Annotated in this window: 14 protein-coding genes; 4 read left to right on the forward strand and 10 right to left on the reverse strand. The window is 64.4% G+C overall.

The window, feature by feature from the left end:
* Positions 1 to 20 precede the first annotated feature (20 nt).
* The 6 genes from ACSC1P_RS18180 to ACSC1P_RS18205 form a co-directional block, all read right to left on the reverse strand.
* Positions 21 to 185, reverse strand: a complete 165-nt coding sequence (locus ACSC1P_RS18180) for a hypothetical protein (protein WP_435361628.1) — start codon at positions 183 to 185, stop codon at positions 21 to 23.
* A 68-nt stretch (positions 186 to 253) separates the two neighbouring features.
* Positions 254 to 1,981, reverse strand: coding sequence for an adenosylcobalamin-dependent ribonucleoside-diphosphate reductase (locus tag ACSC1P_RS18185; protein WP_435361629.1), 1,728 nt, complete (start codon positions 1,979 to 1,981; stop codon positions 254 to 256).
* A gap of 193 nt (positions 1,982 to 2,174) precedes the next feature.
* Complete coding sequence (locus ACSC1P_RS18190) at positions 2,175 to 3,593, reverse strand: phenylacetate--CoA ligase family protein (protein WP_435361630.1); 1,419 nt, start codon at positions 3,591 to 3,593, stop codon at positions 2,175 to 2,177.
* Positions 3,583 to 3,867, reverse strand: a complete 285-nt coding sequence (locus tag ACSC1P_RS18195) for a hypothetical protein (RefSeq protein WP_435361631.1) — start codon at positions 3,865 to 3,867, stop codon at positions 3,583 to 3,585. The genes ACSC1P_RS18190 and ACSC1P_RS18195 overlap by 11 nt, the downstream gene beginning before the upstream one ends.
* 55 nt (positions 3,868 to 3,922) lie before the next feature.
* Complete coding sequence (locus tag ACSC1P_RS18200) at positions 3,923 to 4,564, reverse strand: dienelactone hydrolase family protein (protein WP_435361632.1); 642 nt, start codon at positions 4,562 to 4,564, stop codon at positions 3,923 to 3,925.
* Positions 4,565 to 4,647: 83 nt separating this feature from the next.
* Complete coding sequence (locus tag ACSC1P_RS18205) at positions 4,648 to 5,049, reverse strand: Hsp20/alpha crystallin family protein (protein ID WP_435361633.1); 402 nt, start codon at positions 5,047 to 5,049, stop codon at positions 4,648 to 4,650.
* A 169-nt stretch (positions 5,050 to 5,218) separates the two neighbouring features.
* Here ACSC1P_RS18205 and ACSC1P_RS18210 point away from each other — a divergent pair, with 169 nt between their 5' ends.
* Complete coding sequence (locus tag ACSC1P_RS18210; protein ID WP_435361634.1) at positions 5,219 to 6,658, forward strand: RtcB family protein; 1,440 nt, start codon at positions 5,219 to 5,221, stop codon at positions 6,656 to 6,658.
* Positions 6,659 to 6,700: 42 nt separating this feature from the next.
* Here ACSC1P_RS18210 and ACSC1P_RS18215 read toward each other — a convergent pair whose 3' ends face one another.
* The 4 genes from ACSC1P_RS18215 to ACSC1P_RS18230 all read right to left on the reverse strand — a co-directional run bounded on the left by ACSC1P_RS18215 (position 6,701) and on the right by ACSC1P_RS18230 (position 10,334).
* Positions 6,701 to 6,853 (reverse strand): hypothetical protein, encoded by a 153-nt coding sequence (locus tag ACSC1P_RS18215; protein WP_435361635.1) that lies wholly within the window; start codon positions 6,851 to 6,853, stop codon positions 6,701 to 6,703.
* Positions 6,854 to 6,873: 20 nt separating this feature from the next.
* Positions 6,874 to 7,185 carry a hypothetical protein gene (locus tag ACSC1P_RS18220; RefSeq protein WP_435361636.1) on the reverse strand — a complete coding sequence of 104 codons (312 nt, stop codon included), beginning with the start codon at positions 7,183 to 7,185 and terminating at the stop codon, positions 6,874 to 6,876.
* Between the two features lie 275 nt (positions 7,186 to 7,460).
* Positions 7,461 to 8,492 (reverse strand): MBL fold metallo-hydrolase, encoded by a 1,032-nt coding sequence (locus ACSC1P_RS18225; protein WP_435361637.1) that lies wholly within the window; start codon positions 8,490 to 8,492, stop codon positions 7,461 to 7,463.
* A gap of 69 nt (positions 8,493 to 8,561) precedes the next feature.
* Positions 8,562 to 10,334: a PAS domain-containing sensor histidine kinase gene (locus ACSC1P_RS18230; RefSeq protein WP_435361638.1), complete on the reverse strand. Its 1,773-nt coding sequence runs from the start codon at positions 10,332 to 10,334 to the stop codon at positions 8,562 to 8,564.
* Between the two features lie 164 nt (positions 10,335 to 10,498).
* On the opposite strand from ACSC1P_RS18230, the gene ACSC1P_RS18235 reads away from it, so the two are divergent.
* Genes ACSC1P_RS18235 through ACSC1P_RS18245 form a run of 3 tightly spaced genes read left to right on the forward strand, consistent with a single transcriptional unit; the run spans position 10,499 to position 15,941 of the window.
* Positions 10,499 to 13,798, forward strand: coding sequence for a transglutaminase domain-containing protein (locus ACSC1P_RS18235; protein ID WP_435361639.1), 3,300 nt, complete (start codon positions 10,499 to 10,501; stop codon positions 13,796 to 13,798).
* Positions 13,798 to 14,556 carry a DUF7269 family protein gene (locus ACSC1P_RS18240; protein ID WP_435361640.1) on the forward strand — a complete coding sequence of 253 codons (759 nt, stop codon included), beginning with the start codon at positions 13,798 to 13,800 and terminating at the stop codon, positions 14,554 to 14,556. The genes ACSC1P_RS18235 and ACSC1P_RS18240 overlap by 1 nt, the downstream gene beginning before the upstream one ends.
* Entirely contained in the window at positions 14,550 to 15,941 is a 1,392-nt protein-coding gene (locus ACSC1P_RS18245) for a DUF58 domain-containing protein (RefSeq protein WP_435361641.1), read from the forward strand. The genes ACSC1P_RS18240 and ACSC1P_RS18245 overlap by 7 nt, the downstream gene beginning before the upstream one ends.
* Positions 15,942 to 15,958 lie beyond the last annotated feature (17 nt).

Raw genomic sequence — 15,958 nt, forward strand, 5'->3', positions numbered from 1 at the left:
GGAGACCACTGCCGGCTGATTCACTCGTCTTCGGCGAGTTCTTCTTCGTACTCCTCCTCTTCGTGCTCTTTCAGGCGTTCTTTAGTCGCCTCATCGTGTTCGCGAGCTTCTTCGACCTCGCGCTTTCGTTGGCTGCGTTCTTTGTCAGCGGCTTTCTTCTCCCGCCCCCGTCGTGTATCCGCCATGTTGTAGACAAAGGGCGGGACGGGCCTAACGCGTTCCTTGATTCCTTCGTACGGCCGCATCGGCGAACTCACCGAGGGCCGTCACATTCGTACCCACACGCATCCTTCGCCGTCGACGACCCGAGGACCTGTGCCTGCCGCGAGCCGGTACGAAAGACGGTCACGCCCTTCAGGCCGAGGGCACGAGCCTGAACGAAAATCTCCCGAACGTCCGCGGTCGATGCCGATTCGGGCAAGTTCACCGTCTTGCTCACGGCGTTGTCGGTGTGGCGCTGGAACGCCGCCTGCACCGCGAGGTGACGTGCCGGTGTGACGTCGTGGGAGGTCTGGAACAGTCGGCGAACGTCGGCCGGAATCTTCGCTACGTCCTGAATCGACGAACGGTCGCGCAGTTCGTCGAGGAGCGACTCGTCGTCGAAGCCGTGCTCGCTGGCCAGTGCGACGAATCGCTCGTCGACGAGTTCCACCCCGCCGAGTACGTGCTTCTCGACGACGACCCCGTATATCGGTTCGATGCCGGAGCTACAGCCAGCGAGCATGGAGATGGTGCCTGTCGGCGCGACTGCGGTCGTCGTGGCGTTCCGAACCGGCTTTCGGAACGTCGACCGGTCGAACGCGGGGAACGGGCCGCGGTCGTCGGCGAGTTCGGCCGAAGCAGCCCACGCACGGTCGGAGACGAACGCCATGACCTCCTCGGCTACTTCGACTGCTTCGTCCGAGTCATACGCGACGCCGAGGTCGACGAGCATGTCGTGAAAGCCCATCACACCGAGACCGATTTTTCTCGTCCGGGTGACTGCCGTCTCGATGGCCGGGAGCGGGTACGAGCAAGCGTCGATGGTGTCGTCGAGGAAGCGGACACCGAGCCTGACGGTCCGCCCGAGGTGGTCCCAGTCGACTTCCCCGCCGGTCGTCATGTGGCCGAGGTTGACCGAGCCGAGGACGCACGCCTCGTACGGGAGCAGCGGCGTCTCCCCGCACGGGTTCAATGCCTCGATGTGACCGAGCGGTGGCGTCGGGTTGGCCGCGTCGATGGTGTCGAAGAACAGGACACCAGGGTCGCCAGTGGCCCACGCCGCGGCGGCGATACCGTCTAGCAATTCGTTCGCGTCGACGCGGTCGACTGGCTCACCAGTCCGCGGGTTCACGAGGTCGTACTGCTCGCCTCGCTCGACCGCAGTCCAGAAGCGCTCGTCGGTCCCGACGGAGAGGTTGAAGTTGCGCAGCACCCCTTCCTGGCGCTTCGCCGCGACGAACTCGCCGATGTCGGGGTGTGAGGCGGCCAGGACGCCCATGTTCGCGCCGCGGCGTCGTCCGCCCTGCTTTATCTGCTCCGTCGCGGTGTCGAAGATGCGCATGAAACTGACCGGCCCGCTGGCGACGCCGCCGGTCTCGTGCACCACGTCGCCACGAGGCCGAAGCTTCGAGAAGGAGAAGCCGGTCCCGCCGCCGCTCTGGTGAACGAGTGCCGCGTCGCTGAGTGTCGAGAAAATCCCGCCGAGTGAGTCTTCGACGGGGAGCACGAAGCAGGCCGCGAGCTGATTGGAGCCAGTCCCGGCGTTCATCAGCACCGGCGAGTTCGGGAGGAAGTCGAGCGAGTCGAGCATCGCCGCGAACTCGTCGTCCACGGCGGTCGGGTCGCTCCCGTACGCCTCTTCGACGGCAGCGACTGTCGTCGCGATTCGTTCGAGCAACTCGGTAGGTGTCTCCACGACCTCTCCGGCGTCGTCTCGGCGGAGACACCGCTCTTCGAGGACTCGGCGGGCTACCGGGCTTGGGTCACTGAGCGTGTGCACGGCCTTTCACCCCGTATTTCGGTCCCGAGGTGGGTAACGATACCTCGCGGTAACTGAGGTATCTCTGGATACTCGCACTCGCCGCGGACTTTATCTCGACACGCATGACGCCCTCCCTGCCCTTCAGGGAGGGCTTGCAGCCTTTCGACTTCGATAACCGGGTACTTCCGATACGTTGACTCAGCTGGGGAGGCTATTCGGCTACTTCCGACCAGACGTGACGAAACTTCGCACTCCGTGGCTCTCGCTGCGGAGACTCAGAAGCCGCTTCCACGGCTACGCTGCTAACGCCGTGGGTACGAAGGAACGACTGGAGGTTTTGCTCGACGTTCGTCCAGACGTCCCCCTCGTCTGCATCTGGGGTGACGTCCACGCGAACCTGCAGTGCGAGAGGGGCCGTTCGGATGATTTGTGTTCGCCGGACACCTGGAATCTCTTCGACGACACTCGATAGTGCGAGTGGGAAAATCGGCACCTCGTTTCCTTCGTCGGTTTCGAACCAGAGTACATCACCTTGCCGTCCCTCGACTGCCAGTACCGGGAACTCGCTCCCACATGGACACCGTTCACCAGTCAACGTGATACTGTCTCCGAGGTCGTACCGGATGAGCGGTTGCACTCGATTCGAGAGGCTCGTAATGAGAACGGTATCCGATGGTGTGCCTGGTTCGACCGGTTGATAGTCCTCGTTCACTGGTTCGAGTACGACCCAGTCGATGTTCGCGTGGAGCGTGCCCCGCTCACACTCGACGGCGATTGGGAAACATTCAGTCGCCCCGTAGAGTTCTCGAACCACACAATCGAAGGACCGCCTGAGGTCTCGCTTTTGCGCAGCCGAGATGGGCTCTGCGGTGGGGGTAACGACTGCCGGACTGATGTCGAGCCGCCCGTCTCGCTGGGCTCGCGCTAACTCGACGAGGACGGACGAATAGCCACCGAGGATGGCGGGTCGGTACTGATTCAGGTCCACGATGAGGTCGTCGAGCGGACGCATCGCCGAAAAGAGTCGGAAGCGACGCGCTCCAGATACGGACTCTCTGCGCTTCAGTTCGAGTCCGGCCGCTCCGCCGAAGTGGCCACCAGAGACGGCGACGATAGCGACGCGCAGGTTTTGCCTGACGAGTCGGTTCAGTGGGATACACCTGACCATCGCGGGCAGAATCCACCGATCAGCCGCCACATCTGCAACGGTCCATGCAGTCTCGTCCTGAACGAACACACCCGGTTCCCCTGTCGTTCCCGACGTTGTCCAGACCGGATAGCGGCCGATGTAGCGGTGGCCGATTTTCGACTCGTCGGCGACGAACGCGGCGATGTCATCTTTTGTAATCCCGGTATCGGTGACGACGTCGTCGAAGTGCTCCATCAACATCGGTTTCGTCACCGGCGGAAACTGCGTGAGGTCGGTGCTGCACTCGGGGACATCGGCGTAGTGTCGTTTGTAGAACCGTGACTGTCTCCGGCTGAACGAAAGCAGCGCCGCGAGACGGTGTCGCTGCCGAGCCTCTATCTCTGCGCGGGTCGCTCCGTTGGCCAACCACACGTCGAGCGTTATCTCCCCTCTCCGCAACAGCGACATCGCCGGGCTGTCGAGCCAGTCGTTAGACGACATTGACGGTATCTCCGTTCCACTGCTCACCGTGGTCCGGTGACAGTCTCGCTCGAACGTCGTCCGTCATACGGAAAGTATCGCAGCACAGCACGTTTTTTCTGGCGAGAGTGAACACGAACGACCTTGCGGTATGGCCGGGGACGTGGCTGGCTGTCGGGTGATCGGAGATATCGAAAGGGGGCGCCTCGATGCTGTCGAACAGTTCGTCGACTCGGCTCACCCCCATGGCCGAGAAGATTTCCGCGAACTCTCTGACTACCTCGTTCTCGCGCATACTGTCACCAACGTCGCTATGACGGATGGCGATGACCCTGATACAGTGTGTGACGTCAGGCCAGTCTCTGCTCGAACCAGTCCGCAGTGAGGTCGGCGACCGCTTCGAGTTCGCCCGGTGCTTCGAACAGGTGGCCTGCGCCGTCGATGACAGTCAGGTCCTTCGGACACGTGAGTTTCGTCAATGCCGTCTCGTTGAGTTCGAGCACCTGTGTGTCCGCACCACCGACGACGAACATCGTCGCTGCGCTGACCGCCGGCAGTTGCTCGGTCGCGAGGTCGACACGCCCGCCACGCGAGACGACTGCGCCAACGTCGTCGCCACGCGCTGCTGCGGCGCGAAGGGCCGCCGCGGCCCCGGTACTCGACCCGAAGTAGCCGACGTTCAGGGATTCGGTGTCCTCGCGTTGTCGGAGCCAATCAGTCGCGGCGAGCAGTCGCTCGGTCAGGAGGTCGATGTCGAAGCGCGTCTCGTACGTCTGGTCCTCAGTCTCGGTCAGCAGGTCGAACAGCAACGTCCCGAGGCCATGGTCTCGGAGCACCTCGGCGACGAAGTTGTTCCGCGGACTCTTCCGACTGGACCCACTCCCATGTGCGAAGACGACGAGTCCGGTGGCTCGCGGCGGGACGATGAGTTCGCCCTCCAGTTCCACGCCGTCGACGGGAATCGTGACGAACGTCTCTCTGTACTCGGCCATACGTGGAAATAGGTGGCTGGCGGGTGTGAGGGTTCTGTACGGGTGATTGAGGCGATAGAACGGTGCGGTCTGCGGTCGACGGCCTATCGACTCCGTGCCAGTCGCCGCGGTAGCGCCCGCTTTCGGAGGAGCGGCTTGTACCGTTTTTCGAGCGTCACCCAGAGGATGCCGTCGTCGTATGTCGCCGAAACGTGGTCCAGATTTACGGGGGCGGGTAACTCGACGACCCGGCTGACCCTGCCACGGCCGCGCTCTCTCGTGAGGTACGTGCCGACCGTGTCCCGGTCGAGTTTCGCCACAATCTGGACCTCGTTCCGTCGCGCCCTGACGTGGATGTCTCTCTTTCGGACACCTGGAAGTTCAGCCGAGACGACGAACTCGTCGCCCTGGTCTGTAACATCGACCGGGAACGGCGGTGCTCGCCCGATCAAACGCTTGATTCGAGTCAGTACCCTCGTCGCGGCAGGTCGGTTCTTCGCGGACATGTTAGTTCCGTCCCAACAGAGGCTACGATTCTGCATAACGCACACTCTTGACGAGGCTGATTCCCCAATCTCAGGTGCTCTCTGGCTGGTGATTTCCCGTCGTTGACGGCGGATAAGGGCGAACCGTATCCGTCGCTCCACTCCTACTCTCAGTATGGAGTGATTCGAGATGGCCACTGCAGCGTACCCACTCAATCCGGTCGAGGAGAACGTCTACGAGCTACCGCAATCGGGGGACATGCGTGTCCCAGTCAGGGTTTACGCCTCGGAGGCGTTACTCACAGAGCTACAGACGACTGGAGACCTGACGCTGCGGCAGGCGCGAAACGTGGCGACGCTGCCGGGCATCCAGCGGTTCTCCGTCCTACTACCGGACGGACATCAGGGATATGGCTTCCCCATCGGTGGCGTCGCCGCGGTCGACCGGAACGAGGGCGTCATCAGCCCGGGCGGTATCGGGTTCGACATCAACTGCGGCGTCCGCCTGCTCCGAACGGGACTCGAACACGACGAAATCGCTGGCCACGAGCGGGAACTCGCCGACCTGCTCTACAGTCTCGTCCCGGTCGGACTCGGTCGCGGTGGCTACATCCACGTCGACAGTGAGACCCTGCCAGCAATCCTCTCGGGCGGGCTCGACTGGATGCGAGACCAGGGCTACGCGACCGACGCCGACGTGGAGCACTGCGAGGAGAACGGTCGGCTCCCGGGTGACCCAGCGAAGCTGCCCGACGAAGCCTTCCAGCGCGGACTGCGGCAGGTCGGCTCGCTCGGGTCGGGGAATCACTTCCTCGAAGTCCAGCGCGTCGACGAGGTGTTCGACGACGCCACCGCGAGCGCGTTCGGACTCCACGAGGGACAGGTCGTCGTCACCATTCACTCCGGCTCTCGCGGCCTCGGCCACCAGACCTGTACCGAGTACATCCGCCGGTTCGAGCGCGCCTATCCGGCCCTCGTCGACCGGTTACCGGACAGACAACTCATCTACGCGCCACTGGGCGATGACTTGGCGCAGGACTACCGCGACGCGATGTACGCCGCGGCGAACTTCGCGTGGGCGAACCGACAGGCCATGACCGCGGCGGTCCGCGAGGCGTTCGAGGAACTGTTCGGGCACACCGACGTGCAACTCGTCTACGACGTGTGTCACAACGTCGCGAAGGAGGAGCGACACGAGGTCGACGGCGTCGAGCAGACCGTGCTCGTCCACCGAAAGGGCGCGACGCGGGCGTTCCCGGCTGGTCGTCCAGAAATCCCTGATGCCTACCGCGACGTCGGCCAGCCAGTGCTCATCCCGGGGAGCATGGGCACGAGTTCGTACGTCCTCTGTGGCGGGCCGCGGTCGCTGGAACTGACGTTCGGCTCGACCGCCCACGGTGCTGGTCGACTGCTCTCGCGGACGCAAGCGAAGAAGGACTTCCCCTCGGACGAACTGCAGCGGTCGCTCCACGAGCAGGATATCTACGTCAGGGCACGTTCGAAGGCGACGCTCGCCGAGGAAGCACCCGGTGCGTACAAGGACATCGACGAGGTCGTTCGGGTGAGCGACGAACTCGGCATCGGGACGAAAGTCGCCCGGCTGAAACCACTCGCCAACATCAAGGGGTGAGGGACTTCCCGCACGTGTCTCCTCGGTTCCAAACCTTCCCCATCACTCTCGCAGTCCCTTCCTGAGGAACTGCGCACACGATTCGTGCACCTGATACGTGTCACTCTCGCTCACATCACTGTTCAGGAAGTCGAAGGTCACTTCCACGAACGGTTGGTCGCCTTCGATTTCGAAGCAGCAGATTGCACAGTCCATTGTCAGTCTCGCATTGGTGCTCAGACGTACTGCACCCGGTGGAGTTCGTAGCGGTACCGCCCGCCTTCGTCTTCAACGACGAGGAAGTGTTCGTCACCTCGACGCTTGAGTTCGACGAACTGCTCTTTGAGCGCGCCGGGGTTCACTGATTCCGTTCCGACGGCATCGAAGTAGAGGACGCCAGGTTGACGCTTTCTGTTGTCGGCCCGTCTGGCGTGGACCGCGAGCGTCGTTCCCCGGTTGCGCACGCCGATGTCCCCGGTCAGCGTCCATCGGTGGCTGTTCACTCGAACTTCTTTGCCAGTGATTCCTGCCGAGTGGGTCTGCACCATGTAGAGAGTAGGGGAGAGCGGAATTTGCCATTTTCTTCGTACCGAATGAACGTCCGAACCGATGTGGTTTCGAATCCGTCGTCACTGGTGGCGGGCTTCGACCGCTGTGGCCGTTCGGCGGTCCGGACGAGGACGCCGGACGGGACAGCGCCGAGAGAGACACCGCGTTCGACGCAGATGGAGTCGACGTGGGCCCGCTGGATGGACGAAGCAACGTATCTCAAAAGCGCACGGCGTGCTGGTTTCGGCGAGAGTTAACTGTCGAGTGCGCTTGCTCATTCGCTCCACGTAGTCCGGACGAGGTCGGTCGTCGACACGTCTCCGCGCCGCTCAGTCGGAACGTAGCGATGTACGTCGTCGTGGCCATTCTCGCAGTCGTCGGAAATCAGCACAGCCAGCCCCAGTTCCGTGAGATGCTGGAGATGCGCGAACGCCTCGCCCGCGCCGAACTTCACGTGATAGTCGGCCATCTCCCCGAAGAGGTCGGTCGCGACGGCCCACGGCGTGACACCCGAGTCCGTCTCGGCGAGTGAGGACAGCGCGTCTAGCGTGTGTACAGACCGCTCGCGGTGATGGGCACGAATCTCCGCTGTTCGCTCGGACACGTCGAATGCCGTACCGTGACCGGGATGGGCCATGTCGACTCGCTCGGACAACCGGGCGAGTGTCTCTCGATACGCGGACAACGGCGCGGTCTGGCGAGTGTCGCCACCGCCGACGTTCGGCGTAACCGTCCGCAACACGGCGTCGCCGACGAAGCCCGCTACGTCGCCCTCGGACTCGTCTTCGTCGAGGACGAACGCGGCGTGGCCAGCCGTGTGTCCGGGTGTATGCAGCACTTCGACACCGGCCACTGTGTCGCCATCGGCGAGCGATTCGACCGGCGTCGAATCCGGAACTGGCGTCGGCGAGTCGAACGCGACGAGTTCGTCGATTCGGTCGTCGGGTACGCCCCACTGTCGGAGCGTTTCGGCGTCTCGCGTTACCCGCCGTTCGCGTTCGTTAGCGTAGTCACCGAGCAGCGGTGCGTCCCGTTCGTGCAACCAGAGCGTCGCGTCGGCTGCAGAGGCGAGTCGCGGCGCATTCCCAGTGTGGTCGGCGTGCCAGTGCGTAACGAGGACGTGGTCGATGTCGGTGAGCGAGAGCCGGGCGTCTTCGATACCGTCACAGAGTCGTCGCCACGGGTCGTCACCCGGCGGGCCGGGGTCGACGAGGACACCGCGCGCAGGCAGGAGATAAGCACTGTTTCCGCCTTCCGGCCCGCTCCCCGAGCCACTGGTCACCGCGATTCGACGTATCTCGGCCATGCTGTCGTGGAATTCGTGGCGGGCGGGTGAGAAACGTGTTGTGTTCCCAGCGGGGTCACTCGCACTCGCTCACTGACGTATCTCGACGCCCGAGAACTCGAAGCGAGTTCCCCCGTCGCTGCCAGCACAGCAAGTCACTTCCCAGCCGTGCGCCTGGGCGATGTAGCGAACGATGGCGAGGCCGAACCCGCTTCCTCCGGGCGTCGAGGAGTGGCCCGGTTCGAACACCGATTCGCGCTCAGCCGGTGGAACGCCGGGACCATCGTCTTCGACGTAGAAGCCCTGCTCGTCGACGACACCGATGCGAACGGTGACGGCTGGTCCGCCGTGCGTCACCGCGTTTCGGAACAGGTTCTCGAACACGTTCCCCAATCGGTCTGCATCCCCGTCGACGGTGAACTCGTCGACGACAGTTAGTCGTGCGTCGTGCGTTTCGACCAGTCGCCAGCATCGGTCGGCGAGACTGGTGACGTCGACGGTTCGTTTTTCCGAGACGTGTTTGCCCTGTCGTGCCAGCGTCAACGTGTCGTCGACGATGACCTGCATTCTGTCGAGCGCTTCGGTGATGGATTCGAGGCGTTCGTGCTCCGCAGCCGATGCCGATTCGAACAGTGACTCCGTGTGGGCCTGTGCGATGTTGAGGGGGTTACGGAGGTCGTGCGAGACGAGGCGGGTGAACTCGTCCAGTCGCTCGTTCTGTCGACGGAGTTCTTCTTCTCGTTCGACGCGTTCGGTGATGTCCCGCGCGATACCGACGATTCTGGTCAACTGGCCGTCGACGATGACTGGTGCGAGTTTGGTCTGCCAGACGATTTCGCCGCCCGGCAGCGCGAGCTCTTCTTCGTAGACGATGGGCTCTCGCTGTTCGGCACAGCGTCGATAGTTCTGCTCGACGGCGGCCCCAGTTTCCTCACCGAGCGCCTCACGCGGCGTCTTGCCACGAACCGCTTCGGTCGTCAAGCCAGTCGATTGCTCGTGGAAGGGATTGAGTCGGGTGAACCGGAACTCGTACTCGTCGTCGGTGTCGTCGACGTCGAGGAGGAAGATGGCGTCGTCGGCGTTCTCGAACACGGCCTCGTACTCCCCGGTCAGTGACCTGAGTTTCTGTTCCCGCTGCTTTCGCTCGGTGATGTCCCGGCTGATTCCCATCACGCCGACGACTGCCCCGTCCTCGTCACGATAGGGGTACTTGTCGTCGAGGAACACGTGTCTCTCGCCGTCGATGTACCGGTCGACTTCGCGCCTGTCGGCCGTGTTCTGGGTGACGATGCGCTCGTCGATCTGGCCAATCTCTGTTGCACTTTCGGCGTCGAACAGGTCCTCGTCGTCCTTCCCGAGCAAGTCGTCTGGTTCGCAGCCGAAGAACCCGGCAGCCGACTCGTTCATGAACTGGTACGAGCCGTCCTCGTCTTTGACGTAGATGGCCTCGGCTGTGTTCTCGACGAGCGCCTCGAGAACCTGGTTCGTCTGCTCCAGTTCTGCTTCGACCGATTTCTTCTCAGTGATGTCCTCGAAGTAGATGGAGAGCCCGTCCTCGTCGGGATAGAGACGAACGTCGAACCACTGATCGTTGCGTGGATTGTATCCTTCGTACGTACACTCTTCTTGCTCGTCGAGCGCTCGTTCGACGTTCTCGTATGTGGGTGTCTCGACCAATTCGGGATAGACGTCCCAGAGACACTCACCGATGAGGTCGTCGCGGGACTTATCGAGTATTTCCACTGCTCGTTCGTTCACGAACGTGTACCGACACTCCGAGTCGAGCGCGACGACGCCGTCTGTCACCCGTCGTACTGCGTCACTCCGTGCGACGACGCGCTCTGACGCCTCCTCACGGGTCATAGAAAAACCATACTCGATTCGGTGTGATAATTGTGGCCTTTCGCTCGGCGAATCGGGGTTCGAAACCCTCACAGGATTTATGTATTTCGTGGAGCCTTAGTATCCGTAACAACCACGAGAATGGACTACAGCCCGGACACCCTGTCAGGCGACGGTCGCCCTCCATGACGACGGACAAGTCGACCAGTAGCGGTGACGATGGTCGTGCACTCGGCCAGACAGCACTCGCCTTGGTCGGCGTCGTCGGACTAGTCCTCGCTGCGATGTTACTCCCCGGCTTGGCGGGACAAGCACCGTTCGCTGACCTGGGTAGTTCTGCTGACACGCCTACCGGTGGCGAACTGGCAGAAACGGGCACTGCTGCGACCGGCTCAGACGGCGAACGCGGTACACCCCGCCAGAACGGTGACCAGCCCCTCGACACTGCCACACCGACGATTTCCGGTGCGCCAGACAGTCAAGAGGGGCGAACCGTCACTGGTGATGGCGCTGGAGGAACAAGCGGACAGCCCGGAGATAGCTCCGATTCGGGCAGCAGTGGCGGAACGGGCGATGCGAGCGACGGAAGCGGTGCAGGAAGCGAAGGTGGTGCTGGCTCCGGTTCCAGCGACGTACTGACGAACGGTGCCGACGCCGGTGCGGCTGCGGCTGCAGCGAGCGCACAGTCACAGACTATCGACGCGGCCACTGCGGGCATTTCCGAACTCGGTTCCCCACCGTCGTCCACGCAACTCGGTGGCGTCGACGCGTCCTCGCTCACGAACCAGTCCGCGGCCCGCCTCTTCACCGTCTGGAGTAGCGAACCGACGTACTTCCGGACGAACGTGTATCAACAGTACACGGGGACCGGCTGGGACCGAACGTCGACCGCACAGGTGTTCACCGGCGAGATTCCTGACGACGACACGGTCGCAGGCGGCGGCACTATCGAACAACGGATTCGCCTCGAAGTCGACTCCGGTCAGATTCCGACGGCGTGGCGGCCGACCGAGTTCACCGTCGAGAGCGGGGACACGGTCGTCGTGAGCGAGCAGGCGACGTTCCGTCGCGAACAGCCACTGCCGAAGGGCACCGTCGTGACCGTCACGAGCCAGAAGCCGCCGAACGACCCCACTCGGTTGAACGCGGCCGGGATGGACTACCCGGCCGATATCGAAGCGACGTACACGCAACTTCCGGCGGTGACGCCAGAGCGGGTTCGCGTGTTCGCGTCCTCCATCACCGACGACGACCAGACGGCCTACCAGAAGGCCAGCGCCATCGAGAACTGGCTCGAAACGCATCGAGCGTACTCGTTGCAGGCGAGTCACGACCAGTCGCGCCCCGTCGTCGACCAGTTCCTCTTCGAGATGGAAACCGGCTACTGTCAGCACTTCGCCAGCGCGATGGTCGTCATGCTCCGGAGCGAAGGCATCCCCGCACGGTACGTGACGGGCTACTCACCCGGCGTGCAACTCGGCGCGAACGAGTACGCGCTCACGACGGCGAACGCTCACGCGTGGGTCGAGGTGTACTTCCCCGGGACCGGCTGGGTCCAGTTCGACCCCACGCCCGCAGGCGGCCGACAGACGGCCGACCAGACGGCGTTCTCACAGGCTGCTGCACAGAACGGCGGCAGTACTGGCGCTGGCGGCGCAGGCGATGGTGGAGGTACCAGTGGGGACACCAGCGGTAGTGGGTCGGAATCCGCTGGTGATGACGGAAGTGGTGACGACAATCCCCAGACCGGTAGTGATGGCGCGGATTCAGGCACGTCGGACGGACAGGGCGATGCGACCACGAACGGTTCGTCGACGGGTGACGGTGGCCTCGGCGGCGTCGGCAACCAGACCGTCGCACCGAGTCAGGCCAGTTCGCCGGGCAGTCCCGGCGAGCAATCGCTGTCCACGAGTGGGCCGCCGTACACCGTCCAGTTCAACCGGTCGGTCGTCCCCGGTGCAGACGTAACCGTGACAGTCTCACGGGCAGGGACGCCCGTGAAGGGTGCGACGGTCGCGTTCGAGGGCGAGCGAGTCGGCCAGACGGACGAACGTGGACAGGTCGTCGCGACCGTCCCCTACGTCAGGGACCTCGACGTGACCGTGACTGCACCGAGCGGAACCGACTCCACGACCATGGCTACCCTCGTACAGGATGGCTCAATACTACCGACTGATGCAGCGACCCCGTACTCGATTCAGGTCAGACCGGCGGCGACCACGCCGGGGAACAACACGAGCGAGTCGCGAACCTACCGCGTCGAGTCGAACGTCACGATTACAGTGGACGGTCGGCCGTTTCCCGGCGGAAAGCTGAACGTCACGGCCACGGTCCAGGACGTGCCGATGCGAGAGGCGACTGTGAGTCTCGACGGCACGAAAGTCGCCACGACCGACCGACAGGGGCGGGCCACCGTCACCTTCCCGAACACCGTGAACGGGACACTGCCGCTGACGGTCGAACGGGGTGAAATCTCGGGGACGGCCAACGTCACGGTACAGGAAGTCGACGTCTCGGTGTCGCCAGCGTTCGGAATCAATATTCCGGGTGCACCAGCGACTGTCCACGTCACGGCGGACGGTGACCCGCTCTCCGGCGTTCCCGTCACTGTCGGCGGTGAGCGTGTCGGCGTGACTGGGACGGACGGGACCGTCGACACCGCACTCCCGCTCACCGATAGCGTCACCGTGACCGCGACCGTCGCGGGCCGGTCGGTGACGACGACAGTCGGCGGACTGTTCGGTAACCTCGCGCTCGTCGTCGGTGGATTTCTCGCGGTCCTCCTCGCCGTCGCAGCCATCGCACGGCACTACGGCGTCACGCCCGGGGCGGCACGAAACCGGGTGCGGGCGCTCGTCTCGTGGGCGGCGACGACGGCTGTCTCGGTCGTCTTCGCGGTCGCTGGCCGACTGCACGCACTGGGTCGCTGGCTACTCGGCCTCGGTCCGGCAGCGCTCGGCCGACTCCGACTCGTTCCCGGGCGGCTGTGGCAGTGGCTGACGGCACTCGCGCACCGATTGGACCCACGCCGACTATTCGCCTGGCTCCGTGCCGGACTCCTTGGGCTGTTCGGTGACGACGAAGGAGCCACGTCGAACGGCACTGGTTCGAGGCAGACGGTGGCGAGCGCGTCGAGCACGCCAACCTCGGCCGCACATCGGTCACTCCGCGACCTCTGGGCCGAATTCATCGGCGTCGTGCGCCCACCGAGTGTCCGGACGAAGACGCCGGGCGAAATCGCCCAGTACGCCATCGACCACGGGTTCCCGGCTGGCCCCGTGCGAGTCGTGACCGACGCGTTCCGCGACGCCGAGTATGGCGCCCACCCGACAGACGAGTCAGTGCTCGGGCGGGTCCGGTCTGCCGTCGCTGAACTAGGCGGCACCGACGGTCGCGCGACCGAGACCGAGCCGAGCGCCGAGGAGTCAGACGCGACGACGAAAGCGACTGGGTCGAGTCACGCTCCATCCGGAGGTGACGACTGATGGACCGCATCCTCCGGGCGTGGCGGCGACTGGTCGTCGCTGCTGGCCTGCTCGCCATCGCGGTTGGACTCGTCTTCGCGTTCGTCCCCGGGTCGGTCCCTTCGGGAGTCCTCCGGGGCATCGACGACCTCGTGACGACGACTGGACCAGCGACGCTGTCGCTCGCGGTCGCCGCACTCTTCGGTTTGTACGCGCTCGTTCGAGTCTGGCTCGACCGCACTGCGGAACCAGACGAAGCCTTCGGTGACCGGCGAGCGAGTCCATATTCGGGCCTCGACCAGTCGGCCGGTCCGAGCCACGTGACCGGAAGCGACGTCGATGCGACGCTCGCCTGGGCGGCCGCCAGCACAACTGGCGACGCACATCCGGGCCATCTGGACGATGCGAAAGACCGGCTCAGAACGGTCCTCTCTGCAGTCCTCGAACGAAGCGGCGAGTACGCCGACGGGACCGAACAGCAGACTATCGAGCACGCTATCGCAGCGGGGACGTGGACCGACGACACGGTGGCAGCCGTGTTCCTCGGCGACGAGACGAACGAAGCACTGCCAGACCTACCACTGTGGCGGCGACTCTACGCTTGGCTTTCGCCGACCCGTGCATTCCGGAGACAGTACGAACGGACGCTCGCCGCCGTCGAAGACCGCTGTGCCGACACCGTGTCGGGCTACAGTCGACCGGAACCGGTTGTAGTCGTCGAGTCCAGTGGCGGATTCGACCGGAGCGAGGATGGCACCGACGAGGTGGCCCGATGGTGACGCGAGTCGGCCGCTGGCGTGGTGTGACGGCGGCGACTGTCGCCTTCGCGGCGGCGGGGTTGGCGACCGGCCAACCGTCGCTGCTACTCGCCGCAGTCGTCCCGCTCTTGTTCGTCGCCTACAGCAGTCTCTCGACGGTCTCATCGCCATCGAAGACGCTCACGGTCGAGCGTGTCGCCGAACCACCGTCGCCGATCCCAGGCCAACGTGTCACCATCTCGCTCACCGTGACGAACGACGGCGAGCAGGCGCTGACCGACGTCCGACTCCGCGACGGCGTCCCCGACGGCGTCACCGTGGTCGATGGCTCTCCGAACGCGGCACTCTCGCTACGAAGTGGGCAGTCGACGACCGTCGAATACGTAGTCGTCCCGCGACGCGGGACCCACACGTTCGAGCCAGTTCGAGTCCGTGGCCGAAGCCTCTCAGCGAGCGTCAGTTCGACCGACGACATCGACGCGACCGGGACCGACGTGCTCGACTGTCGCGTCACCGTCGAGGACGTCCCGATACGCGACCAGACCACGTTCGTCACGGGCCCACGGCCGACGAACAGCGCGGGAGCGGGTATCGAGTTCGAGAAGACCCGCGAGTACCGCCGCGGCGACCCCATCAACCGTATCGACTGGCGACGGCTCGCCAAAGACGGCGTGTTGACGACCGTCGAGTACCGCGAACACCGCTCGACGAACGTCGCCGTCGTACTCGACGCACGCGCGCCGGCCAGACAGACCGCTGCAGCGGGATTGCCGACTGGTGCAGCGATGAGTGCGTACGCCGCGTCGCTCGCACTCGACGCACTGGCCGACGCCGGCCACCGGGTCTCGCTCGCCGCCTTGGGCGTCCGTGGTCCCGCCGGCGACTCCCCAGCGTGGGTCGGTCCGGAGAGCGGCCGGGGATTCACTGCCCGCGTCGCACAGGTCATCGACGCTGCGACCGTCGATGGTGGTTCGGGGACGATAGACGTCGAATCGATGGGTCGACGCGAACGCGGGGCAACGAACGGGGCCACCAGTTACGGCGGTAGCCCGGGCGGCCGTGGGGCTGAAGACGGCGCTTCGCCGATGGCGACCGACGGCGGCCGGTCCGACCTCGACCGCCTGCTCGCGCGACTCTCGCGTGATACGCAGGTGCTGTTCGTCACGCCCGCACTCGACGACTTCCCAGTCGAAGTTACGAAGACGGTACAGGCCCACGGTCACCGGACGACCGTCCTCTCACCGAACGTCACGGGTGGCTCGACGGCTGGCCAACAGGTCGTGACCATGGAGCGCGCACTCCGACTCGACGAGATGCGGACGACCGGCGCACCAGTCGTCGACTGGGCGCACGACGACCCCCTGCCACTCGCACTGGCGCAGGCCATCCGGCCATGGCTCGGGTGAAAAACACGAGGACTTCA

It is taken from the genome of Haloarchaeobius caseinilyticus, assembly GCF_051207395.1.
Classification (GTDB): Archaea; Halobacteriota; Halobacteria; order Halobacteriales; family Natrialbaceae; genus Haloarchaeobius.

What these genes read in the sequence shown, in the direction of transcription:
- ACSC1P_RS18180 (WP_435361628.1), bottom strand. Translation starts at nt 185, where the DNA reads ATGGCGGATACACGACGGGGGCGGGAGAAGAAAGCCGCTGACAAAGAA.
- ACSC1P_RS18190 (WP_435361630.1), bottom strand. Translation starts at nt 3,593, where the DNA reads ATGTCGTCTAACGACTGGCTCGACAGCCCGGCGATGTCGCTGTTGCGG.
- ACSC1P_RS18195 (WP_435361631.1), bottom strand. Translation starts at nt 3,867, where the DNA reads ATGCGCGAGAACGAGGTAGTCAGAGAGTTCGCGGAAATCTTCTCGGCC.
- ACSC1P_RS18200 (WP_435361632.1), bottom strand. Translation starts at nt 4,564, where the DNA reads ATGGCCGAGTACAGAGAGACGTTCGTCACGATTCCCGTCGACGGCGTG.
- ACSC1P_RS18205 (WP_435361633.1), bottom strand. Translation starts at nt 5,049, where the DNA reads ATGTCCGCGAAGAACCGACCTGCCGCGACGAGGGTACTGACTCGAATC.
- ACSC1P_RS18210 (WP_435361634.1), top strand. Translation starts at nt 5,219, where the DNA reads ATGGCCACTGCAGCGTACCCACTCAATCCGGTCGAGGAGAACGTCTAC.
- ACSC1P_RS18215 (WP_435361635.1), bottom strand. Translation starts at nt 6,853, where the DNA reads ATGGACTGTGCAATCTGCTGCTTCGAAATCGAAGGCGACCAACCGTTC.
- ACSC1P_RS18220 (WP_435361636.1), bottom strand. Translation starts at nt 7,185, where the DNA reads ATGGTGCAGACCCACTCGGCAGGAATCACTGGCAAAGAAGTTCGAGTG.
- ACSC1P_RS18225 (WP_435361637.1), bottom strand. Translation starts at nt 8,492, where the DNA reads ATGGCCGAGATACGTCGAATCGCGGTGACCAGTGGCTCGGGGAGCGGG.
- ACSC1P_RS18230 (WP_435361638.1), bottom strand. Translation starts at nt 10,334, where the DNA reads ATGACCCGTGAGGAGGCGTCAGAGCGCGTCGTCGCACGGAGTGACGCA.
- ACSC1P_RS18235 (WP_435361639.1), top strand. Translation starts at nt 10,499, where the DNA reads ATGACGACGGACAAGTCGACCAGTAGCGGTGACGATGGTCGTGCACTC.
- ACSC1P_RS18240 (WP_435361640.1), top strand. Translation starts at nt 13,798, where the DNA reads ATGGACCGCATCCTCCGGGCGTGGCGGCGACTGGTCGTCGCTGCTGGC.
- ACSC1P_RS18245 (WP_435361641.1), top strand. Translation starts at nt 14,550, where the DNA reads ATGGTGACGCGAGTCGGCCGCTGGCGTGGTGTGACGGCGGCGACTGTC.